The 24785-nt window shown below is 76.4% G+C and carries 5 protein-coding genes; all 5 read right to left on the bottom strand.

The window, feature by feature from the left end:
- Positions 1 to 9: 9 nt before the first annotated feature.
- The 5 genes from IAG43_RS35030 to IAG43_RS34640 all read right to left on the bottom strand — a co-directional run bounded on the left by IAG43_RS35030 (position 10) and on the right by IAG43_RS34640 (position 24737).
- Positions 10 to 8856, bottom strand: a complete 8847-nt coding sequence (locus IAG43_RS35030; protein WP_187742888.1) for a type I polyketide synthase — start codon at positions 8854 to 8856, stop codon at positions 10 to 12.
- Positions 8857 to 9279: 423 nt separating this feature from the next.
- Positions 9280 to 9864: a DUF2867 domain-containing protein gene (locus IAG43_RS24785; RefSeq protein ID WP_187742887.1), complete on the bottom strand. Its 585-nt coding sequence runs from the start codon at positions 9862 to 9864 to the stop codon at positions 9280 to 9282.
- Between the two features lie 188 nt (positions 9865 to 10052).
- Positions 10053 to 11495, bottom strand: coding sequence for a cytochrome P450 (locus tag IAG43_RS24780; protein WP_187742886.1), 1443 nt, complete (start codon positions 11493 to 11495; stop codon positions 10053 to 10055).
- A 13-nt stretch (positions 11496 to 11508) separates the two neighbouring features.
- On the bottom strand, positions 11509 to 12993 hold the full coding sequence (locus tag IAG43_RS24775; protein ID WP_187742885.1) for an MFS transporter: 1485 nt from the start codon (positions 12991 to 12993) through the stop codon (positions 11509 to 11511).
- Positions 12990 to 24737 (bottom strand): type I polyketide synthase, encoded by an 11748-nt coding sequence (locus IAG43_RS34640; protein WP_246574535.1) that lies wholly within the window; start codon positions 24735 to 24737, stop codon positions 12990 to 12992. Before IAG43_RS34640 ends, IAG43_RS24775 begins: the two co-directional genes overlap by 4 nt.
- Positions 24738 to 24785 lie beyond the last annotated feature (48 nt).

The raw sequence follows: 24785 nt of genomic DNA, 5'->3' as shown, positions 1-24785 counted from the left end.
ACGGGCTGCTCATTCGGAGTTCGCCCGCTGCACGAGGGCTTCGATGTCGAGATCGTCGATGTCGTCGAGGCCGCCGAGGCCGTCGAGGTCGTCGATGGCGTCGGTCGCCTCCATCGCGCCGGCCCCGTCCGGCCCGTCCGGGGCCCCGGGGACGGGCCCCGTCCCGGTCCGCGTCTCGGGCGCGGCCCCGGCCCCGGGCCCGGTCTCGGGGAACAGCAGTTCCCGCAGGCGATCGGCGAGGGCGGCCGGGGTCGGATAGTTGTAGATCACCGTCGCCGGGACGTGCACACCGGTGTCCTGCTTCACCTGGTTGCGGAACTCGACACCGCTGAGGGAGTCGAACCCGATCTCCTGGAAGGACATGCCGGCGTCGATGTCGTCGGCGGACGGATAGCCCAGCACCGCGGCCGCGGTCTCCAGCAGCAGGGCCACCAGTTCCTCGCGCTGCTCCTCGGGGGCGAGGGCGGCCAGCCGGCGGGCGGTCGGGGAGAGGCCGTCCTCCTCCCCCGCCGCGCCGGCGGCCGGGGCCGCCGCGGCGACGGCGGCTGCGGGTGCGGCGGCCGGGGTCCGCCGGACCAGGGTGCGCAGCAGTGCGGGCACGGTGTCCTGCCGCAGGGCCGGCCGGTCGATCTCCAGCGGCAGCTGGAGCGTGTCGCGGCCCGCGAGGGCGGCGTCGAAGAGCGCGGTGCCCTTCTCCGCGGAGAGCGGCGCCATGCCGTGGCGGCGGAAGCGCGCCAGCTCGGCCGGGCCGAGCGTGCCGGCCATCCCGATCTCCCACGGGCCCCAGGCCAGGGCGGTCGCGGGCAGGCCGGCGGCCGCGCGGTGTGCGGCGAGGGCGTCCAGGAAGGCGTTGGCGGCCGCGTAGTTGGCCTGGCCGGGGTTGCCGATCACACCGACGACGGACGAGTAGAGCACGAAGGCCGACAGGTCCATGTGCGCGGTGAGTTCGTGCAGATGCCAGGCCGCGTCGGCCTTGGGCGCGAACACCCGGTCGACGCGCTCCGGGGTGAGCGACTCCACGACGGTGTCGTCGAGTACGCCCGCCATGTGCACGACCGCGGTGAGCGGCGCGTCCGCGGGGATCCGCGCCAGCTGCCCGGCGAGCGCCTCCCGGTCGGAGACGTCGCAGGCGGCGTGCGTGACGTGCGCGCCGAGCGCGGTGAGTGCGGCGGCGGGGCCGGCCGCGCCGGAGCGGCTGAGCAGCAGCAGGTTGCGCACGCCGTGCGCGGTGACCAGGTGCCGGGCGAGCAGGGTGCCCAGTCCCCCGGTCGCGCCGGTCAGCAGCACGGTGCCGTCCGGGTCGAAGGACGGCCGGGGTGCGGCCGGGGCGGAGACCGGGACCAGCGCCGGGGTGTAGGTCCGGCCCTCGCGGACGGCGCGTTCGGGGATGCGGACGTCCAGGGTCTCCAGCGTCTCCAGGGCGCGCAGCGACGCGTCGGTGCCGTCGGTGTCGACGAGGACGAACCGGCCGCCGTGCTCGCCCTGGGCGGAGCGCACCAGCCCCCACACGGCCGCGAGCGCGAGGTCGGGCACCTCGCCCGGCAGGGCGGCGACGGCGCCCCGGGTCACCACGACCAGCGGGCGGTCGTGGGGTTCCGCCAGGCGCCGCCGCACCAGGTCCAGCGCCTCGCGGGCGCTCGCCCGGGCGGCGCCGGGGGCGTCGCCGGAAGCGGCGGAGGCGGCGGAGGCGGCGGTGAGGTGCACGATGTCGGCGGGCCCGCCGCCCCCGGCGGCCGGGTGCTCGGCGACGGCCGGGTGCGCCGCGGCGTCCGCAGGCTCCCAGCCCACGGTGAACAGGGAGCCTGCGACGGAACCGCCGGCCGGGGCGGGCATCATCGCCAGCGACTCGACCGTCAGCACCGGGGCGCCGTCGGAGCCGGTGACCGCCACCGAGACCTCGGCGGCGCCGAGCCGGACGACGCGCACCCGCAGGAGTCCCCTGCCGGGCGCGTGGCGGGCGACGCCCGACCAGGCGTACGGCAGCATCGCCGTGTCCGCGTCGTCCGAGGTCACCAGCGTGAGAACGGGGTGCAGCGCGGCGTCCAGCAGGGCCGGGTGGACGGCGAAGCCGTCGGTGGCGGCGTGCGGGACGTGCTCGGGCAGCAGCACCTCGGCGTACATCTCGTCCTCCCCGAGGCGCCACAGCGAGCGCAGGCCCTGGAAGGCGGGGCCGTATCCGTAGCCGCGGCCGGCGAGTTCCGGGTAGAGGCCGGGGAGGTCGACGGGGACGGCGTCGCGCGGCGGCCACTGGCCGGCGGCGGCCGGGGGCGCGGGCGGCAGCGGGACGCCGTGGCCGGAGGCGTGCCGGGTCCACGGGGCGCCGGGGGCGGACTCCGGCCGGGAGTACACCTCCACGGGACGGCTGCCGTCCTGTCCGGCGGCGCCGACCGCGACCTGGAACCGTACGGCGCCGTCGGCGAAGGTGAGCGGGGCGTGCAGGGTCAGTTCCCCCACCGCCCGGCAGCCGGCGGCGCCGACGGCGTGCAGCGCGGACTCCACCAGGGCGGCGCCGGGGAAGACGGTGGCGCCGAAGACCGCGTGGTCGGCCAGCCAGGAGTCCGCGGCCGGGTCGATCCGGCCGCTGAACACCCGCCGGTCGCCTGCCGCGAGTTCGGTCACGGCGGCCAGGAACGGGTGGGTGACCGGGTCCAGCCCGGCGCCCGCGACATCGCTCACGGGCTCGGGCTGCCGCGCCCAGTAGCGCTGGTGGTCGAAGGCGTACGTGGGCAGGTCGGCGGGGGCCGCGGTCACGCCGACGGCCTCCAGGTAGCCGCTCCAGTCGACAGGGACGCCGGCGACGTGCAGACGGGCCAGGGCCTCGGCGGCCGCACGGGGCTCCGGACGGTCCTTGCGGACCAGGGGAATCGCCGTCGTCCCGGTGTCGGCGAGGGTGTCGCCGGCCATCGCGGAGAGCACACCGTCCGGTCCGACCTCGACGAGGGTCCCGGCACCGGCCTCGACCGCGGCGGCGACGGCGTCCGCGAACCGCACGGACTCGCGGACGTGCCGCACCCAGTAGCCGGGGTCCTCCAGCTGCCCGGGCTCCGCGACGCAGCCGGTCACGTCGGACACGACCGGGATGCGCGCGGGCGCGTAGGCGACGGACTCGGCGACCTCGCGGAACGCGTCCAGCATCGGGTCCATCAGCGGTGAGTGGAAGGCGTGCGAGACCCGCAGCCGGGTCGTGCGGTGCCCCTCGGCGGCGAGGAGGGACGCGACCTCGCCGACGACGTCCCCGGCACCGGAGAGCACCACGGCGGCCGGGCCGTTGACGGCGGCGACGGAGACGGAGTGCTCGTGGCCCGCGAGGGCGGCGCGCACCTCGTCCTCGCCCGCCCGGACGGCCACCATGGCCCCGCCGGGCGGCAGCGCGCCCATGAGACGGCCGCGGGCGGCCACCAGGCGGGCGGCGTCGGCCAGGGAGAACACACCGGCCACGTGGGCGGCGGCGAGTTCGCCGATGGAGTGGCCGACCAGCACCACGGGTTCGACTCCGAACGAGGTGAGCAGCCGGTAGGCGGCGACCTCGAAGGCGAAGAGCGCGGGCTGTGTCATGGCGGTGGCGTCGAGCAGCGCGGCGCCGGCGGAACCGGGCTCGGCGCGGACCACGTCGTCGACGCGGTGCTCCAGCAGGGGGTCGAGCGCGTCGCAGACCTCGCGCCAGGCGGCGGCGAACACCGGGAAGGCGTCGATCAGTTCACGGCTCATGCCCAGGCGCTGGCTGCCCTGCCCGGAGAAGAGCACGCCGACGCCGGGCGCGGACGGGGCGTGGCCGGACACCACGGAGGCGTCCCGGCGGCCGTCGGCGAGCGCCTCCAGTCCGGCGAGCAGGTCCGCGTGGTCGTGTCCGACGACCACGGCACGGTGGTCGAAGGCGGTGCGCCGCGTGGCGAGTGCCACGGAGACGCCCGCGGTGAGCGCTGCCGCGGGGGCAGGGGACGCGGGGGTGGGGGTGCCGGTCGCCGTGCCGGGCGCCTCGGCGTCGGCCACGATCACGCGGGCCTGCTCACCGGGCTCACCGGATTCACCGGGGGCGGATGCCTGAGGCGCGCCGTCGGGCGCGGGCAGCGCGTCGGGCGCGGCGGCACCAGGGGCGACGGCCACGGCGGTCGTGAACGATCCCCCAGCGGAAGCGGGTGCCGGGAGCCCGACGGCGGCCACGGCAGTCGACGCCCCGGCGCCGGGCACAGCCACCGGCCCGGGTGCCGCGGCGGCGGTCACCGCGCCGGGCACGGCTCCCCGGGCGGCGGCCACGGATGAACCGGCCGCCGCGGGGACGGGCGCACCGGGCGCGGGCGCCGCGGCAGGCGCGGACGCCTCCCCGGGAGCCGTCAGGGCGGCCGCCAGTTTGCGGGCCTGGGCGGACAGCGCCCGGGCGCTGTGCGCCGAGACCGGCCACACCAGGGGGCCCCGGAGCGGGGCCGGGGCGGCCGGGGGCGGCGCGGGGGTGTCTCCCTGTTCGATGATCACATGGGCGTTGGTGCCGCTGATGCCGAAGGAGGAGACGCCCGCGCGGCGGGGCCGGTCCGGGCGGGACGGCCAGTCGCGCGGCTCGTCGAGCAGCCGCACAGCGCCCGATGACCAGTCGACGCGTCGCGAGGGGAGCTCCGCGTGGAGGGTCCTCGGGAGCGCGTTCTCGCGCATCGCCATGATCATTTTGATCACGCCGGCAACGCCCGCGGCGGCCTGCGTGTGGCCGATGTTGGACTTGAGCGAGCCCAGCCACAGCGGTTCCTCGCGGCCCTGTCCGTAGACCGACAGCAGCGCCTGCGCCTCGATCGGGTCGCCGAGACCGGTGCCGGTGCCGTGGGCCTCGACCGCGTCCACCGCTTCCGGGGCCAGGCCGGCCGAGTCGAGGGCCTGGCGGATCACCCGTTCCTGGGAGGGCCCGTTGGGCGCCGTCAGGCCGTTGCTGCCGCCGTCCTGGTTGATCGCGCTGCCGCGCAGCACGGCGAGGACGCGGCGGCCGGCCCGGCGCGCGTCGGACAGCCGCTCCAGTACGAGCACGCCGACGCCCTCGGACCAGCCGGTGCCGTCGGCCGCGTCGGAGAACGCCTTGCAGCGGCCGTCGGCCGCGAGGCCCCCCTGCCGGGCGAACTCGGTGAACATGCCCGGGGTGGACATCACGGTGACGCCGCCCGCCAGCGCGAGGGAGCTGTCCCCCGACCGCAGCGACTGGGCGGCCAGGTGGACGGCGACCAGTGAGGAGGAGCAGGCGGTGTCGACGGTCACCGCGGGCCCTTCCAGGCCGAGGGTGTAGGCGATGCGTCCGGAGACCACGCTGGTGGAGCCGCCGGTCAGCGCGTGCCCCGCGAGGTCGGCCGGGACGTCCTGGAGACGCGGCAGGTAGTCCTGGGCCATGGCGCCCATGAACACGGCGGTGGGGGTGGTGCGGAGCCCGGCCGGGTCCTGGCCCGCGTTCTCCAGCGCCTCCCAGACGGCCTCCAGCGCGAGCCGCTGCTGCGGGTCCATGGCGAGGGCCTCGCGCGGGCTGATGCGGAAGAAGCCCGCGTCGAACTCCGCCGCGCCGTCGAGGAATCCGCCCGCGGGGAGGAAGTCCGCGTCCGCGGCGGCCGGCCAGCCCCGGTCCCCGGGGAAGCCGGTGATCGCGTCGACGCCGTCCGCGACGAGCCGCCAGAGCTCCTCGGGTGTGGTCACGCCGCCGGGCAGCCGGCAGCTCATGCCCACGATCGCGATCGGCTCGTCGCCCGCCGGGGCGAGGGTGTCCGGTGTCCGTCCGGCCGGGGCACCGGCGGGGCCGAGCAGGCGCTCGCCCAGGTGCCGGACCACGGCGGCGGGGGTGGGGTGGTCGTACGCGAGGGAGGCCGGCAGTTCGAGGCCGGTCGCGGCGTTGATCCGGTCGCGGAGCTGGACCACGCTCACCGAGTCGAATCCCAGGTCCTTGAAGGTGCTGTCGCCGGCGATGCGTTCGGCGTCGGCGTGCCCGAGCACCACCGCCGCCTCGCCGCGGACCAGCTTCCACAGCTCGCGTTCGGTCGTGCCCGCGGCGGCGCCGGACTCCCGCGATCCGGTGGCCGGGACGGCGACGGCCGGGGCGGGGAGCCGGTCGGCGACGGCCGGGGACACGCCGATCCAGTGGGTCTCGCGCTGGAAGGCGTAGGCGGGCAGCGGCACGCGCCGGCCGCCCGGGAAGTGTCCGCCGAAGTCCACGGCGACGCCCCGGCAGTGGAGTTCGGCCATCGACAGCAGCAGCCGCCGGGGCTCGTCCTCGTCCCGGCGCAGGGTGGGCTGCACGATCGCCGACCCGGCCGTGGCGGCGATGTGCACGGTCAGCACCGGGTGCGGGCTGACCTCGACGAACACGCCGTACCCGTCGGCGGTCAGCGCCTCGACGGTGTCGGCGAACCGCACCGGCTCGCGCAGGTTGCGGTACCAGTACTCGGCGTCGAGGTCATGGGCGTCGATCCGTCCGGCGACCACGGTGGAGTAGAACGCCACACCGCTGTCACGGGTCGCGGCGCCCGCGACACCCGCCAGCACCTCGTCGCGGACCGACTCGACGTGTTCGCAGTGGGAGGCGTAGTCGACGGGGACGATCCGGGCGCGGACGTCCCTCGCGCGGCACTCCTCGACCGCGGCGCGGACACCGTCGGGGTCGCCGGATATCACCACGGTGCCGGGCGAGTTGACGGCGGCGACGGCGACACCCGGCCGGTCGATCCGGTCGGCCGGGAGGTCGAGGACGGCCATCAGGCCGCGGCCCGACAGCTTCTCGGTGATGACGCGGGCGCGGGCGACGATCAGCCGCACGCCGTCGGCGAGGGAGAGGATGCCCGCCGCCGTCGCGGCCGCGATCTCGCCCTGCGAGTGGCCGATGACGGCGTCCGGTTCCACGCCCGCCGCCCGCCAGACCTCGGCCAGCGAGACCATGACCGCGAACAGGGCGGGCTGCACGACGTCCATGCGCAGCAGGGCGTCCTCGTCGCCGAGCACCTCGCGCAGCGCGTAGCCGCCGTGCTCGCGGAGCAGGTGCTCGCACTCGTCCATGCGGGCGGCGAACACGTCGTTCGTCTCCCACAGGCCCCGTGCCATGCCGACCCAGTGCGCGCCCTGGCCGGAGAACACCCAGGCCACGCGGCCGCCCCCGGCCGCGGTGCCGGTGACGACGCGCGCCGAGGGTGTGCCGTCGGCCAGGGCGGCGAGACCGTCGAGCAGTTCGTGCCGGTCGGCGGCGAGGACCACACCGCGGTTCCTCAGGTGCGACCGGGTGGTCGCCGCGGAGTGGCCGACGTCCACGGGGCGCAGCGCCTCGTCGTCGAGGACGCGGGCGCGGAGCTGCCGGGCCTGGGCGCGCAGGGCCCGCGGGCCGCGTGCGGAGAGGGGCACGGGGACGAGGCCCGGCAGGTCCCCGGCGGAGGCGGGGGCGGGAGCGGGAGCCGGGGCGGGGGGCTGCTCCCGCGGGTCCCCTGCTCCGGCGGGTGTGCCCGGCGCCGGGCCCGGCGCCCCGGTGGCGGCCTGCTCCCGGGGGACGGCGTCCCCCGGGGCGGGCCGCGCGGCGGGCGCGACGAGGGGGGCTGCCCCGGCGGACGCCGGGGACCGGTCGCCGGGGGCGGCGACGACGAGGTGGCAGTTGGCGCCGCCGATGCCGAACGAGCTGACACCCGCCAGCCTCGGCCCCTCGGGCCACGGTCCGGCCTCGGTGGTGACGCGCAGCTTCCACCGCTCCAGCGGGATGTCCGGGTTCGGCGTCGTGTGGTTGAGGCTGGCGGGCAGCACTCCGTGCCGCACCGCCAGAGCGGCCTTGATGAGGCCCAGGACCCCGGCGGCCGCGTCGAGGTGGCCGATGTTGGTCTTCACCGAGCCGACCAGCAGCGGCCGTCCGGCTTCGCGGTGCTCGCCGTGGACGGCGGCCAGGGCGCTCGCCTCGACGGGGTCGCCCGCCCGGGTGCCGGTGCCGTGCAGTTCGACGTACCGGACCTCGGCGGGGTCGACGCCCGCGTCGCGGCACGCCGCGCGGAGCAGCGCCGTCTGCGCCTCGGCGCTGGGCACGGTCAGCGCGCCGGGACCGTCGTGGTTGACGGCCCCGCCGAGGAGCACGCAGTGGACGTCGTCGCCGTCGGCGACCGCGTCGGCCAGCCGCTTGAGGACGACCACGCCCGCGCCCTCGCCGCGGACGAAGCCGTTGGCGCGGGCGTCGAAGGTGTGGCTGCGGCAGTCGGGCGAGAGCGCCCCGGCGCGGGCGAAGGCGATCGTGGACTCGGGCGCCAGGTTGAGGTGCACGCCGCCGGCGAGGGCCAGGCGCGCGGCACCGGAGCGCAGGCTCTCGCAGGCCATGTGGACGGCGACGAGGGAGGAGGACTGCGCGGTGTCGACCGTGAGGCTCGGTCCGTGCAGGCCGAGCTGGTGCGAGACCCGGTTGGCGATCAGACCGCGGCTGAGGCCGGCGACGGCGTGGTGCGAGAGCGCGTCGGCACCCTGCCGGTGCACGAGGGAGGCGTAGTCGTCCCCGGTGGCGCCGAGGAAGACGGCGGTGGCGCTGGAACGCAGGCTCTCCGGCGGCAGGCAGGCGTCCTCCAGCGCCACCCAGCTCAGTTCGAGCACCATCCGCTGGCGCGGGTCCATCACCTGGGCCTCGCGCGGCGAGATGCCGAAGAACTCCGCGTCGAAGTCGGCGACCCCGTCGACGAACCCGGCGTGCGGATGACGCGCCAGTTCCTCGATGTCCGTGGGCCAGCGTCCGGGCGGCGCGGCGGTGATGGCGTGCCGGCCCTCCGTCAGCATCCGCCAGAACGCCCCCACGTCCTCGGCGCCCGGCACCCTGCACGACATTCCGACGACGGCGACGGCACCCCGGTCCAGCCCGGTGAGCCCCCGCCCGTACTCGTTCCCGCCCATAGAGCTCCAGCCCTTTCTACCCCTTTGCCTGCACGATCCGCGGCGGGCGTCCGCAGATACATCTCCAGGAGTGCCGGTCCGGCGAATTCCGGCCGCGGACGCGGGACGGGCGGCGGCGGGACCGCGAAACGCCCCTCGTCCCGCGCCCGGAGGGCGGAGGGACAAGGGGCCTTCAGGCCGAAGCGCCGGGAGCCGGCAGCCGGGTGCCGGGACGCCGGGAGGCCACGGCAGCGGCAGGCCGCGGGGGCGGTCCCGGAGGGCCGGACCGGTGTGCGGCGAGGGGCAGGCCGTACGGAGGAACGAGAGGGCATCGCGCGGCTGCGGGGTGACCCTGCGTGACGCTACGTCAGGTCACGTACGAGGTTGCCCGGGTGACGCGGCAGCGGCCCATGACCCGGCCCGTCGACTACAGGTGACTGAGCATCAGCTCGCGGTGCGGGTGTGCCAGGAGCGGCCGATGGCCTTGACCAGGGAGGGGGTGACGAAGACCCGCCGGAACGGCAGGATCAGCGGCATGTAGATCTTCCCCAGGGTGCCCTTCTTCTTGACCAGGATCGCCATCACCGCGTGGTGGCCGCCCCGGCCGTCGTCGACCCAGCCGATGTGCATCGCGGCGTGGACGGTCTTGTTGACGACCTCGGTCACCCACTCGTCCTTCGACTGGTAGACCGACTTCAGCGGCACGACCTTCATGTCCGGGCCGCGCGGGCCGTCCCGCAGGTCGTCCGGCAGCCGGTCGCGCAGGGAGGGGTTCCGCGGCCCGAGGCCGTGCTCCTTGCCGTCCCACTTGAGGATCGCTCCGAGCCGCCAGCGGATCGCGAACAGCAGCTTGTACATCGGCGAGGGCTTGAAGTCGGCCCCGTCGCTGTCGAACTGGCTGACGAGACGCGCCAGGCCGTCCGGACCCCCGGGGGTGTCCAGGCGCCAGACGTCCTCGATCTCGAAGTCCTCGATGAACTCGTGGACCCTCCACGGCCGCTCGGTGAACGCGGTGTCGGGGAGCCTCATGCAATCCTCCGTCTCGTGTGGAACACCCGCGCGCCGGAGCGCGCGGGCAGGTCGCAGCGGATGGCCCTCGAACGCCGCCGGGGTGTGCCGGCGGCGTTCCGCGGGACCAACCTACCGGGCCGGCCGGGGCTGCCGGGGCCGTGATGCGAACCCCCGCGGCAGCCGTCCGGCTCCCCGGCACGGGGCCGTCAGCGCGCGCCGGCCGAGGACCGGACCGCGCGCGGCCGGAAGATCATCCGGGCGCCCTTCTTCGGGATGTTGACGACCGTGCGGCTGTGGGCGGGTTCCGGTGCGGCCTCGGCGCGTTCCACGTCGAGGGTGGTGAGGATCTCGGTGAGGGTCGCCTTCAGTTCGACGAACGCGATGCGGTCGCCGAGGCAGCGGGTGTGCCCGCCGCCGAACGGTATCCAGGTGTGCGAGCCGGGCTTGACCCCGAGGAAGCGCTCCGGCTTGAACGCGTCCGGGTCGGGGTAGTTGTGCTCGTCCCGGTTGAGCAGGTAGGCGCTGGCCCACAGACGGTCGCCGGGCTCGTAGCGGACGCCGCCGATGTCGACCTGCCGGACGACCTCGCGGGGCACGATCTGCTGGATCGGCGGCCCGAGCCGCAGCACCTCGTGGACGACGGCGGTCAGGTACTCGTCGCTCTCGCCGGCCTCGATCTCGGCGCGCAGGCGCTCGACGACCTCCGGGTGGCGGGTGAGGAACTCCATGGACCAGCAGATCGCGGCGGCGGTGGTCTCGGTGCCGGCCAGGAACTGGGTCATGATCTCGTCGCGCATCTCGACGCGGCTGGGCCTGGAGCCGTCGGCATGGGTGATGCCGAGCATGACGCCGAGCAGGTCGTCGCCCTCGGCGCCGGAGCGCACCCGCTCGTCGATGGCCGCGTCGACCATGCGGTGGACCCGGTCGCGGCGGGTCAGGAACTCGTTGACGCCGTTGGGGCGCAGCAGGCGCAGCATCGTGACCCGCCAGGCCGGCATCCGGTGGAACATCGTCATGGAGGCGGGCCGGGAGTTGAACTCCAGCATCTTCATCACCTCCCGGAACATCTCGTCCTCGCAGGAGGGGCGGTGCTCGCCGAAGAGGACCTCCATGATGACCTGGGTGGTGTAGCGGTGGGCGTACGGGTGCACGGAGACGGCCCGGTCCCGCGGCCAGGAGGCGACGGTCTCCTTCGCGAGCTGGTAGACGGCCCGCTCGACGCGCTTGAGCGCGTCGCCGCGGAAGCTCGGCATCACGGCGCGCCGCCTCGCGGTGTGGGCGTCCTCGTCGAGCCAGGCGAGCCCGTTCTGGCCGGTCCACTTCTCGATGGGGCCGTTGCTGGAACCGGTGTGCAGCACGTCGCGGGGGGCGAGGAACATCCGCTTCACGTCCTCGGGCGCCGAGATGACGTGGATGCGGATACCGGGAATGATCTTGACGCGGAACCGGCTGCCGTACGCGGCGCGGCACTGCTTGAGGAACGGCTCGGGGCGGGCCCAGATGCCGAGCACCTGGCGCAGCCGGGACGACTCCACCAAGGGCAGCGAGGACGACGGGACGGTCGTGCTCGCGGCGGGCGCGGAGTGGTCGACCGGGCACCCGCCCGCGGAGGCGAGAGTCGTGTCACGGGCGTTGCTGGTGTGGTCCATGGTTCGTGGTTCCTTATCTCGTGGTCGCTCGGGTCAGGGGCGCGGGCTGCGGCACGGCGGCGGTGCCGGTGGGCGCGGGGCGCCGCACCGGGCCGATCGCGTACAGGGCGAGCCCGCTGACGAAGGCGGCGCCGGCCATGATCAGGAACGCGGCGCGGAAGGAGGTGAGGCCGGGCCGTCCGACGAGCACGGCGGCGACGACCGAGACGCCGACGGCCATGCCGATCTGACGGGACATCGAGGACATGCCGGTGCCGGTGGCCACCCGCTCCGGCGGCAGGGAGAGCGTCGCCGACGCGGCGAGGGCGGGCAGGATCAGGCCGAACCCGATGCCGCCGACGATCGACCCCGGCAGGAAGTGCCCGGTGAAGTCGGGGGTGCCGTCGAGGGCGTACGCCCACCACAGTCCGCCGCCTCCGAAGGCGGCGGCCCCGACGGGTCCGACCAGGTGGACGCCGTGGCGGACGGCGAGGATGCCGCTGGGCACGGCGCACAGGGCGGCGCACACCGGACCGGGCGCGATCTCCATCGCGCCGCGCAGGGTCGAGTGCTGCCAGACCTGGGTGAGGAACATGATCGTGGACAGGGCCATCGCGCCGACGCCCATGAAGAAGAAGCCGGTCGCGACGTTGCCGAGGGCGACGGACCTGACCTTCAGCAGCTCCGGTTCGAAGACCGGCGCCGGATGCCCCAGCGAGCGGCGCACCGTCCAGAACAGGCCCAGCGCGCCGGCCACCGAGAGGCCGGCGACCTCGCCGCTCGTCCACCCCCAGGCCTGGCCCTGGGCGATGGTGGCGACGACCGCGGCGACGGAGACGGCGAGCACCGCGCTGCCGAGGAGGTCGGGCACCGGGCCCTCCTCCTTGACGGAGCGGCGCAGCGACCAGGCGCCGATCAGCACGGCCAGCGTCCCCAGCGGCAGGTTCACCACGAAGACCCAGCGCCAGTCGATCTCGGCGAGGAGTCCGCCGAGCGGCAGCGCGGCGGCCGAGCCGACGCCGCCGACGGCCGTCCACAGCCCGATCGCGATGCCGCGCTTCTCCGGGGCGAACAGGCCCAGCAGCAGGCCGAGCGAGCTGGGCGCCATCATGGCGGCGCCGACGCCCTGGACGGCGCGGGCGGCGACGAGCACCTCCAGCGAGGGCGCCGCCGCGCACACCGCCGACACGCCCGTGAACAGCCCGAGCCCGAGCAGGAAGACCTGCTTGCGTCCGGAGCGGTCCGCCCAGCGGCCGCTCGGCAGCAGCAGCGCGGCGAACGTGATCGCGTAGGCGCTCATCACCCAGGACAGGCCGGTGAGGGTGGCCGAGGGGAACGACTCCTGCATGCTGGGGAAGGCGATGTTCACGATCAGCATGTCCACCGCGGAGATGAACACCCCGATGAGGACGACCGCGATCGACAGTCCTCTGCGCAGTGCCCCGCCGCCCGTGCCCCGCTCCGGTTTCCCTGTGCGGCGGTGCCGGCCCCGGCCGCCGCTCCCCCGTACGCCGCTCATCCCTCGATCCACCCTTCGATCGCGCCGGCCGTCGCGCCGGCGGAGGACTCCATGAGGGCGAAGTGGCCGGCCGCCACCTCGATGTGCTCGTCGGCGCCCTCCCACCCGAGGGCGTCCGGGGCCGCCGTGCCGGCGAGCGGCTCGGCCGCCCGGATCATCAGCGACCTGGCGGAGACGGGCTCCGGCCGGGCGCCGGTGAACAGGCGCAGATAGGCGGCCGTGGACAGCCAGGACGCGTCGTCGACGCGGATGTCGCGCCGCTCGGCGGTGAGGATGCCGGCCAGCAGGGCCGCGAACTCGCGGCCGGCGGCGCCGACCGCGTGGCCGTCCGCGGGACGGGCGTGGTCCGCGTGACGGGCGTGGTCCGCGTGGCCGACCGCGTCTTCGGCGCGGCTCGCGCCGTCGCCGCCGGCGCCTCCTTCTCCGGCTCCGACTCCGTCTCCGTCTCGGTCGCCGTCACGGTCGCCGTCTCGGTCGAGTGCCAGGGTGTCGATCATGACGAGGCCCGCGGGTCCGGCGCCGCGTGCCTCCAGGTGCGCGGCGAGCGCGCGTGCCACGACACCGCCCATGGAGAACCCGGCCAGCACGAACGGGGCGTCGCCCACGGCCCTGCGGATCTCGTCGGCGAGCACCGTGAGGACCGCCTCCCGCGACCGCGGGGAGAGCCCGGTGCCGAAGCCCGGCAGGGCGCACACGTGCACGTCCCGCTCGCCGTCGAAGTGGTCCGCCAGGCGGACGAACTGCTCCTGCCCGGAGCCGACCACGTACACGAACGACGGCACGCAGACGATCTTCACCCGGCCCGGGCCAGACGCCAGCCGGGCGATGTGGCCCTCGGCGTCGGGCAGTTCGGCGGCCGACGCGAAGACCGGCAGGGCGCCCGCCTCGTCGACGAGTGTGCGCAGCGCCGCTGGCAGCGTGCCGTCGGCGGCGGCGGCGCGGAGCCGGGCGCCGATCGTCTCCCCGGACTCCGCCGGCGTCTCGTCCGGCACCGCCGATCCCGCCCGCTTCAGCAGCTGCCGGACGATCTCCCCCGGCGTCGGGTGCTCGAAGACGAAGGAGACGGGCAGGCTCAGACCCGTGGCCTGTGCGAGCCGGTTGCGCAGCCCGACCGCGCTCATGGAGTCCATGCCGAGGTCCTTGAGCCGACGCTCCGCGTCCACCGCGTCCTCGCCCTGGTGGCCGAGGACCGCGGCGACATGGGAAGCGACGAGGTCGAGCACGACCCTCTCGCGGTCGGCGTCGGGGACGCCGGCCAGCCGCTGGGCGAGCGAGCCGCCGCCGGCCGCGCGCCGTACGGGCGTGCGGACCAGTCCGCGCAGCAGCGCGGGCAGGTCGCCCGCGCGGGCCAGGGACCGCAGGGCCGCCGTGTCCAGGTGCACCGGCGCCAGCAGCGCGGCGTCCGCCGTCAGGGCCTGGTCGAACAGGGCGGTCGCCCGGTCCGCGGCGGTCACCGCGACACCGGGGGCGGCGTCCTCCGCGGACCACGGGCCGAAGGCGAGCACGGTGCCGGGCAGGCCGGCCGCGCGGCGCCGCCGCACCAGGGCCTCGGCGGCGGTGTGCGCCGCCGGGTCGCCGTCGCGCCCGCCCCCGCCGAGGGAGGCGAACGAGGAGAGGACCACGAACGCGGCCACCGGCGACCGGCCGGTCAGGGCGTCCAGTGCGGCGGTCAGTTCGAGGCCGCCGGACGCGCCGGCGGTGTGGACGACCGCGGTGACCGTTGTCTCCCGCGTGCCGAGCACTGCCGCCAGACCCTCGGCGTCCGGCGTCCCGGCACGCACCCGCGCCCCGTCCCCGGCCAGTTCCGCCGCCAGGGTGTCGAGCGCGGCCCCGGGCGTGCCGAGCAGCAGCACGTCCCGGACACCGTGACGGCCGGTCAGGTGCCGGGCCAGCGCGGCACCCTGCACGGTGTCGCCGCCGGTGAGGAGCACGGTGCCGCCGGCGCCCGGCAGGACCGCTCCGGCGGCGCCGGCGGGCGCCGCCGCCAGCCGGGGCGCCACGAGCCGTCCGGCCCGGACGGCCAGGAGCGGCTCGCCGGTGCCGAGCAGCGCGCCCCACTCGGGCAGGGCGGCGCCGTCGGTGTCCTCGTCGGTGTCCACCACCAGGAACCGGCCCGGGTGGGCGGCCTGCGCGGCCCGCAGCACGCCCCACACCGCGGCCTGCTCCGGGTCGGGGACCTCCCCGTCCCGGGCGGCGACCGCCTGCCGTGTGGTCACGGCCAGCACACCGCCGGCCGGCCGGTCGCGGTCCGTCCAGCGGCGGACCAGCTCCGCCGCTCCGGCGGCCGCGGCGCGCACCGCACCGGGGCCCTCCGCGCCGGACGTGACGACCCGGGCCAGCACGGCGCCCGGGGCGGGCGTCCCGCCCGCGACGGCGTCCGCCAGGTCCGCGAGAGCGGCGTACCGGTCGGCCGGCTGCCCGGCCGCCGCGTCGCCCAGGACCGCCAGGCGCACCGGCACGGCCGCGGCGGCCGTCACCGGGACCCAGTCCACCCGGTACAGCGAGCTCTGCGCGCGGCGCAGTTCCTCGAGGTGGGCCGGGTCGACCGGGTGGAACGCCACGCGGTCGACGGCGAGGACGGGCGAGCCGTCCTCGGCGAAGAGCTCCAGCCGCAGGGCGTCGCCGTCGGCGGTGACCCGGGCCCGGGCCGCGGCGGCGCCGGGGGCGGTCAGGCGCACGCCCGCCCAGGAGACCGGCAATGCGGGCACGTCCTGCTCGGCGAGGGCGGGCTGCCCGCAGTGGAGGGCGGACTCGAACAGGGCCGGGTGGACACCGAATCCGGCGGTCCCGGTGCCGTCGGGCAGGGCGAGTTCGGCGTACACCTCGGAGCCGGAGCGCCAGGTCGCCCGCACGCCCTGGAGCGCGGGGCCGCAGTCGAGACCGAGGGCTGCGAGGGACGCGTACAGCTCGTCCACGGGCGCCGGTTCGGCGTGGGCGGGCGGCCAGGCGCCGAGGGGACCGGCGGCCGGGCCGGTGTGCGGACCGGTGAGCGGGGCGGTGTCCGGGGCGGTGTCCGGACCGGTGTGCGGGGCGGTGTGCGGGGCCAGCCATCCGGTGCAGTGCCGTGTCGCGTCGGCCGACTGGTCGCCGTCGGGCCGCGAGTGGACGGAGACCGGTCGGCGTCCCGCCGCGTCCGGGACGCCGACGATCGCCTGGATCTGCAGTGCCGCCCCGTCCGGCAGCAGCAGCGGTGCCTCGAAGTGCAGTACGTCGAGGAGCGGTGTGCCGGTGTCGCGCCCGGCCGCCAGCGCCAGTTCGACCAGGGTGGTGTTCGGGGCGACGGGCAGCCCGAAGGCGGCGTGGTCGCGCAGCCAGGGCTGGGAATCGTGGGACAGCCGTCCGGTGAGCACCCACTCGTCCCGGTCGGGGAGCCGCATCCCGGCGGTGAGCACCGGGTGCCCGACCCGTCCGAGTCCCGACACCGCCGGGTCCCCGGCCGCCGGGCGGGCCTGCGGCCAGTACCGCTTGCGCTGGAACGCGTAGGTGGGCAGCGCCACGCGCCGGGGCGCCGGACCGTCGAAGGCGGCGTTCCAGTCGGTCCGCACCCCGGCCAGGTGGGCCTCGGCGACGGAGAGCAGGAAGCGGCGCGGGCCGCCCTGCCCCCGGCGCAGCGAGCCGACGACGCCGGCCCGTGCGGCGCCCCCGGCGGCCACGGCGGCGAGGGTGTCCTCCGTCGCGACGCCCAGCACCGGGTGCGGGGACATCTCCAGGAAGCAGCCGGCGCCGTCCTCGGCGAGGGCCCGGATCGCAGGCTCGAAGCCGACCGGGTTGCGGAGGTTGGCGTACCAGTACGCGGCGTCCATGGCCGCCGTGTCGACGAACCCGCCGAGGGCCGTGGAGTAGAGCGGGACGGTCCCGCTCCTCGGCTCGACCGGGGCGAACGCCTCCAGCATCTCCTCCCGCGCCGGTTCGACGTGCGGGGAGTGGGACGCGAAGGTCGCCGGGATGCGCTTCGCCCGGATCTCCTCGCGTTCGCACCGGGCGACCAGGTCGTCCACGACGTCGAGGTCACCGGCGACGATCACGGCGGCGGGGCCGTTGACGGCGGCCACGGTGACCCGTTCCCCGTAGGGGGCGACGATCTCCGCGACCCGGTCGGCGGACAGGGCGAGCGAGGCCAGGCAGCCCGCCCCCATGAGCCGGTCGCCGGCGATACGGCTGCGCAGCGCGATGATCCGGGCTGCGTCGCGCAGCGACAGCCCGCCGGCCACGTAGGCGGCGGCGACCTCGCCCTGGGAGTGGCCGACGACGGCGGACGGTTCGACGCCGTGGGACCGCCAGAGCGCGGCCAGCGACACCATCACCGCGAACAGGGCGGGCTGCACCACGTCGACCCGGTCCAGCGACGGGGCCCCGGGCGCACCGCGGAGCACGTCCTCCAGCCGCCAGTCGGTGAACTCGGCCAGCGCGGCGGCACAGGTGGCCATCTCGGCGGCGAACACCGGTGAGGAGTCCAGCAGTTCGACCGCCATGCCCTCCCACTGCGCACCCTGGCCGGGGAAGACGAACACCGGCTTCGCGGTGCCGGCGGGGCGGCCGGACACGGTGTGCTCGGCGACGTCGCCGACGGCGAACGCGGCCAGTTCGGCGACGAGCCCGTCCCGGTCACCGGCCACCAGCACGGCCTGGTGCTCCAGGCGGGCGCGGGTCGTCAGCTGCGCGTACGCCAGGTCCCGCACGGTGACGTCGGGGTTCTCCAGCAGGTGGCGCCGCAGACGCTCGGCCTGGGCGCGGAGGGCGGCCGCGGTGCGGGCGGACAGCAGCACCGGGACGGCGGCCGGCGGGGACACGGCGGCCGCCGGGGACACCGCGTGGGGCGAGGGGGCGGCGGGCGCACCGGGCGCGGGCGCCGTCACGGCCGGGGACGGTGTGGCCGCAGGGGACGGTGTCGCGTCGGGGACGGCCGCGGCGGGGAGCCCGGTGGGCGGGGCCTCCTCCACGATGATGTGCGCGTTCGTGCCGCTGACGCCGAACGACGAGACGCCCGCGCGGCGGGGACGGCCGCCGGCCGTCCACTCCCGGGCCTCGGTGAGCAGTTCGACCCCGCCCGACCGCCAGTCGATGTGCGGCGAGGGCTCGTCCGCGTGCAGGGTCCGCGGCAGCACACCGTGTCGCATGGCCATCACCATCTTGATGACGCCGGCGACACCCGCCGCCCCCGACGTGTGGCCGATGTTCGACTTGATCGACCCGAGCCACAGCGGGTCGCCGTCGCGCTCGCGTCCGTAGGTCGCCAGCAGGGCGTTGGCCTCGATCGGGTCGCCGAGCACCGTGCCGGTGCCGTGTCCCTCGACCGCGTCGACCTCCGACGCCGTGAGACCGGCGTTGGCGAGCGCCTGGCGGATCACCCGCTCCTGCGCCGGGCCGCTGGGCGCGGTCAGGCCGTTGGAGGCGCCGTCCTGGTTGATCGCGGTGCCGCGGATCAGGCCCAGGACGCGGCGGCCGTTGCGCCGGGCGTCCGACAGGCGCTCCAGCAGCACGAGGCCCAGCCCGTCGGAGAACCCGGTGCCGTCGGCCGAGGCCGCGTAGGCGCGGCAGCGTCCGTCCGGCGAGTTGGCGCCCTGGCGGCTGAACTCGGTCATGGTGATCGGCGTCGTCATGAAGGTGACGCCGCCCGCGAGGGCGAGCGAGCACTCGCCGTCCCGCAGGGCCTGGGCGGCCATGTGCAGGGCGACTCCGGAGGAGGAGCAGGCCGTCTCCACGGACACGGCGGGCCCCTCCAGGCCCAGGGTGTAGGCGATGCGGCCGGAGGCGACGCTCGTCATGGTGCCGGTGACGCGGTAGCCCTCGTAGTCGTCGGGCACGAGGATGCCGTAGTCGGATCCGGTGATGCCGGCGAAGACCCCGGTGTCGGTGCCCCGCAGGCTGGTCGGGTCGATGCCCGCGTGCTCCAGGGTCTCCCACGAGGTCTCCAGCAGCAGGCGCTGCTGCGGGTCCATGGCCATGGCCTCGCGGGGGCTGATGCCGAAGAACTCGGCGTCGAAGTCGCCCATGCCGGACAGGAAGCCGCCGCCGCGCGCGTAGGTGGTGCCCTTCTGCTCGCGGTCGGGGCTGTAGAGCCGTTCCAGGTCCCAGCCGCGGTCGCCGGGCAGCGGCCCGATCACGTCGCGGCCCTCGGCGACGAGCTGCCACAGGTCCTCGGCGGAGGTCACCCCGCCGGGGAAGCGGCAGCCGATGCCGATGATCGCCAGCGGCTCGTCGGCTGCGGCGCCCCGCCGCCGCGCGGCGGGCTGGGCGGAGTCCCGGTCGGTCCCGGCCTGCGCCAGCAGCAGCCGGGCGACGGCCAGCGGTGTCGGGTGGTCGAAGACGAGGGTGGCGGCCAGCGGAACGCCCGTGCTCCGCGACAGGCGGTTGCGCAGTTCGACCGCGCCGACGGAGTCGAGCCCGAGGTCCTTGAAGGCGCGCTCGCCGTCCACCCCGTCCGCGGAGTCGTGGCCGAGTACGGACGCGGCCTGCGACCGGACCAGTTCCAGCACGACGCCTTCCCGCTCGGCCTCGGGCACCTCGGCGAGCCGGCGCGCCAGGGTGCCGCCGGTGGCGGCGCGCCGGGCGGGCACCCGGACGACGCCGCGCAGCAGGGCGGGCAGCAGTCCGGCCCGGGCCTGCTCGCGCAGCACCGCGGGGTCGAGGTCGACCGGTGCGAGCAGCGCCTCCCCGCCCGCGACGGCGCGGTCGAACAGCTCGTGGGCCAGGGCGGCGGGCAGTGGCAGGATCCCCGCCTGCGCCGCGAGGGCGCGGCGGGCCTCGCCGAGGTCCCCCTCGTCGTCACGGTCGGCCCGGTGGCCCCAGGCGAGCGCGGTGGCGGGGAGCCCGGCGGCGCGGCGGCTCCCGGCGAGGGCGGCGAGCGAGGCGCCGGCCGCGGAGGCCGCCGCCCGGCCGGGTGTGCCGGCCAGACCTTCGAAGGAGGAGAAGAGCACGAACGCGGCGAGGTCCGCGTCCGCGGTCAGCTCGTGCAGGTGCCAGGCCGTGTCGACGGCGGCGCGCAGCGCCTCGTCGACGCCCTGCTCGTCGAGGGTGGCGATCAGGCCGGAGGCGGGGTCGCCCGCGGAGTGCACGACCGCGGTGAGCGGGTGCTCCAGGGAGCCCAGCAGCAGGGCGAGCCGGTCCCGGTCGGTGAGGTCGCAGGCGACGACGCGCACATCGGCGCCGAGGGCTTCCAGCGCGGCCGGCAGCTCCGCCGGGAGCGCGTCGGCGGTGCCGCTCGGGTTCTCGGGGACGGCCAGCACGAGCCGGCGGGCGCCGTGCCGGGTGACGAGGTGTTCGGCGAACCGTGCGCCCGGGGCTCCGGTGATCAGCACGGTGCCGTCCGGGTCCACCGGCGCCGGTGCGGTGGCGGTGGACCCCGTCTTCGTCAGCCGGGGCGCCAGGACACGGCCGCCGCGCAGGGCGAGCTGCGGCTCGTCCAGGGCGTGCAGCGCGGCCCACGGGAGGCCGGCGGCGGTGCCGGTGCCGTCGGCGGCGGGAGCTTCGGTGGCTTCGGTGGCTTGGGGCGCGTCGGCGGCTTCGGCGGCTTCCCGGGGCGTGCCGAGCTCCGGGGCCGGGGCGGCTTCCGGGCCCGGGTCCGTGTCCACCAGCAGGAAGCGGCCGGGGTGTTCGGACTGCGCGGCCCGGACGACGCCCCACACCGCGGCCTGCGCGGCGTCGGGGGTCTCGTCGCCGGTGGCGACCGCACCACGGGTGAGCACCACGAGCGTGGTCTCGCCCAGGGGGCCGCCGGCCGGCCACTGCCGGACCAGCGACACGGCCCGCGCCGCGGCCTCGCGCACCGCTGCGGGCACGGGGCCGGCGGGGGTGGCGACGGAGGCGACGACCAGCCGGGGCGCCGTCGCGCCGTCGGCCACGGCCTGTTCGAGCGCGGCGATACCGGCGTGGCGCTCGCCGGCGCCCTCGGCCGTTCCGCCGGCGGTTCCCTCGGCGACTCCCTGCACGGTGCCTTCGGCGCTCCCGCGTGCGGCTCCGTCAGCGGTTCCGCGTGCGGCTCCGTCGGCGGCTCCGCGTGCGATTCCGCGTTCCGTTCCCTCCGCGGTGCCGAGTGCGGCGACGGGCACCGGGTCGGCGGCGGTGGGCGTCAGCGGTGTCCAGTCGAGGCGGAGCAGCGCGTCCTGGGCGCGGCGCCGCTGCCCCTCGCGGGGCGGCTCGGCGGGGCGCAGCGCGATCCGCTCGGCGTGCGCGACGGGTGCGCCCTCGGTGTCGAGGAGATCGAGCCGCAGCGCCCCCTCACCGGCCGGCGTCAGGCGCACCCGCAGCGTTCCGGTCCCCTCGCCGGCCAGCCGCAGGCCGGACCAGGAGGCGGCGGACGGCGCGGCGGCGCCGGGCCGGTGGGCGAGGTGGACCACGGACTCCAGCAGGGCCGGGTGGACGGTGTAGCCGCCGGAGTCCGTGCCCTCGGGCAGGGCGAGTTCGGCGCAGACTCCGTCGCCGTCGCCGAGGGTCCACGCCGTCCGGATGCTCTGGAACAGCGGGCCGCTGTCGAGTCCGGCCTCGGCCAGGGCCGTGTACAGGGCGTCCACCGGGACGGGTTCGGCTCCGGCGGGCGGCCATGCGGAGTGATGGGCGGCCGGCGGCTCGCCGCCGGGGGCGATCCGGCCGCGGGCGTGGCGGACGGTGTCGCCGTCCGCCACGCCGACGGTGTCCGTGCCGGACCAGACGGCCACCTCGCGGCGGCCTTCGGCGTCGGCTGCGCCGACGGTGACCTGGACGCGGACACTGTCGTCGCCGAGGACCAGCGGGGCGTCGAGGCCCAGTTCCTCGACCAGGTCGCAGCCCAGGTGCCGGCCCGCGGAGAGCACCAGTTCCAGCAGGGCCGCGCCCGGGAGGACGGTGGTGCCGAAGAGGGCGTGGTCCCGGGTCCAGGGCTGCCCCTGGGGGGAGACGCGGCCGGTGAGGATCCATTCGTCGCGGTCGCCGACCTCGACGGCGGCGGCGAGCACGGGGTGTTCCACGGGGCCGAGGCCGACGGCGGAGGCGTCGGCGAGTCCGGTGGCGTCGAGCCAGTACCGCTTGTGCTGGAAGGCGTAGACGGGCAGCGGGACCTGCCGTGCGCCGGCTCCGGCGAACGCTGTGGCCCAGTCGGTGCGCACGCCGGCGGTGTGCGCCTCGCCCAGGGACAGCAGGAAGCGCGGCAGACCGCCCTCGCCGCGCCGCAGGGAGCCGACGACTCCGACGTGCCGGTCGGTGCCGTGGTCGGCGATCGTCCCCTCCACGGCCATGGCGAGCACGGGGTGGGGGGACATCTCCAGGAAGCAGCCGGTGCCGTGGTCGACGAGCGCGCGGACGGCGGGTTCGAAGCCGACCTGGGCGCGCAGGTTGCGGTACCAGTAGCCGGCGTCCGTCGTCGCGGTGTCGATGAAGCCGCCGGTGACGGTGGAGTGGAAGGGCACCCGGCCGCTGGTGGGCTCGACGGGGGCCAGCGCGGCCAGCAGTTCGGCCCGGATGGTCTCCACCTGGGCCGAGTGGGAGGCGTAGTCGACGTTGACGCGGCGGGCGCGGACCCCGTCGCTCTCGCAGCGGGCGGCGATCTCGTCCAGCGCCGCCGGGTCACCCGCCACCACGACGGACGAGGGGCCGTTCACGGCCGCCACCGACACCGCACCCGAGTAGGGGGCGATCAGCTCCTCCGCGGCCGCCACCGGCAGGGCCACCGACATCATGCCGCCCAGACCCGCCAGCCGGTCACGCACCAGCTGCGAACGCACCGCCACGATCCGCGCCGCGTCCCTGAGCGACAGACCGCCCGCCACGTACGCGGCCGCGATCTCCCCCTGCGAGTGGCCGACGACGGCGGACGGCTCGACGCCGTACGAACGCCACAACGCCGCCAGCGACACCATCACCGCGAACAGCGCCGGCTGCACCACATCCACGCGCTCCAGCGACGGCGCCCCGGGCACACCCCGCAGCACATCCTCCAGACGCCAGTCCACGAACTCCGCCAGCGCCTCCCCGCAGGCCGCGACCTCCGCCGCGAACACCGGCGCGGTGTCGAGCAGTTCGACTGCCATGCCCTCCCACTGCGCCCCCTGCCCCGGGAACACGAACACCGGCTTGGCGCCGGGCAGGGCACGGCCCTCGACGGTCAGCGGGGACGGCTCGCCGGCGGCGAGGGCCGCGAGGCCCGCCAGCAGGTCCTCGCGGCCCGCCGCCGCCACGACGCCGCGGTGCTCCAGGTGGGCCCGGGTGGTGGCGGTGGAGAAGCCGAGGTCGGTGAGGGACAGTTCGGGCCGGGCCAGGGCATGGGCCCGGAGCCGGTCGGCCTGGGCGCGCATCGCGGCGGCGGTGCGGCCGGACACGGTCACGGGCACGGCGGGCATCGGCCGCGCCGGAGCGGCGTCCTCGGCGGGCGTCCCGGCGGGCGTCCCGGCGGGCGCCTCCTCCAGGACGATGTGCGCGTTGGTGCCGGAGACGCCGAACGACGACACGGCGGCACGGCGGGGGCGCTCCCCCGCGGGCCACGGTCGTGCCTCGGTCAGCAGCTCGATGTCGCCGGCCTCCCAGTCGATGTGCGGGGAGGGCTCGTCGACGTGCAGGGTGCGCGGCAGCACGCCGTTGCGCATCGCCATGACCATCTTGATGACACCGGCGACGCCCGCGGCCAGCGAGGTGTGCCCGATGTTGGACTTGATCGAGCCCAGCCACAGCGGGCCGTTGTCCCGCTCGCGGCCGTAGGTCGCCAGCAGGGCGTGCGCCTCGATCGGGTCGCCCAGGACGGTGCCGGTGCCGTGGCCCTCGACGGCGTCCACGTCAGCGGGGCGCAGCCCGGCGTTGGCGAGCGCCTGGCGGATCACCCGTTCCTGGGAGGGGCCGTTGGGGGCGGTGAGGCCGTTGGACGCGCCGTCCTGGTTGATCGCGGTGCCACGGATCAGGCCGAGGATGCGGCGGCCGTTGCGCTGGGCGTCCGACAGGCGCTCCAGGACCACCAGGCCGAGGCCGTCGGAGAATCCGGTGCCGTTGGCGGAGGCCGCGTAGGCGCGGCAGCGGCCGTCCGGGGACACCGCCTGCTGGCGGCTGAACTCGGCGAGGAGGAACGGCCCGGACATCACCGTCACACCGCCGACGAGCGCCATGGAGCACTCACCGTTGCGCAGGGCCTGCGCGGCCATGTGCAGGGCGACGGCCGACGAGGAGCACGCCGTGTCGACGGAGACCGCCGGGCCCTCCAGGCCGAACACGTAGCTGATGCGTCCGGAGGAGACGCTGGCGGCGCCACCGGTGAGCTGGAAGCCCTCGATGTGGGGCAGGCTGCCCGCGGGCACCGTGCAGTAGTCGCTGGTGCCGACGCCGCAGAAGACGCCGGTGTCGCTGCCGCGCAGCGAGGTGGGGTCGATGCCCGCGTGCTCGAACGCCTCCCAGGACGCCTCCAGCAGCAGCCGCTGCTGCGGGTCCATGGCGAGCGCCTCGCGGGGGCTGATGCCGAAGAACTCGGCGTCGAACTCGGCTATGCCGTCGAGGAATCCGCCGCCGCTGGTGGAGACGGAGCCCGGGCGGGTCATGCTCGGGTCGTAGATGCGTGCCGGGTCCCAGCCCCGGTCGTCGGGCAGGCCGGAGACGGCGTCGCGTCCGGCCGCCACGAGTTCCCACAGCTCCTCGGGCGAGGCGATGCCGCCGGGGTAGCGGCAGCTCATGCCGACGATGGCCAGCGGCTCACCGGCCTGGGCGAGCAGCCGCTTGTTGAGCTGACGGAGCCGGTCGGTCTCCTTGAGGGACGTGCGGAGCGCCTCGACGAGCTGATTCTGGTCGGTGGCCATGTCTATTCCTTCGTTTCCGAGCCGATTGCGGCGGCGGCGTTCTCGGCC

This window comes from Streptomyces genisteinicus, from assembly GCF_014489615.1.
Lineage (GTDB): Bacteria > Actinomycetota > Actinomycetes > Streptomycetales > Streptomycetaceae > Streptomyces > Streptomyces genisteinicus.
Note: the sequence above shows the minus strand (reverse complement) of the source record. Positions and strands in the feature narration are given on the sequence as shown.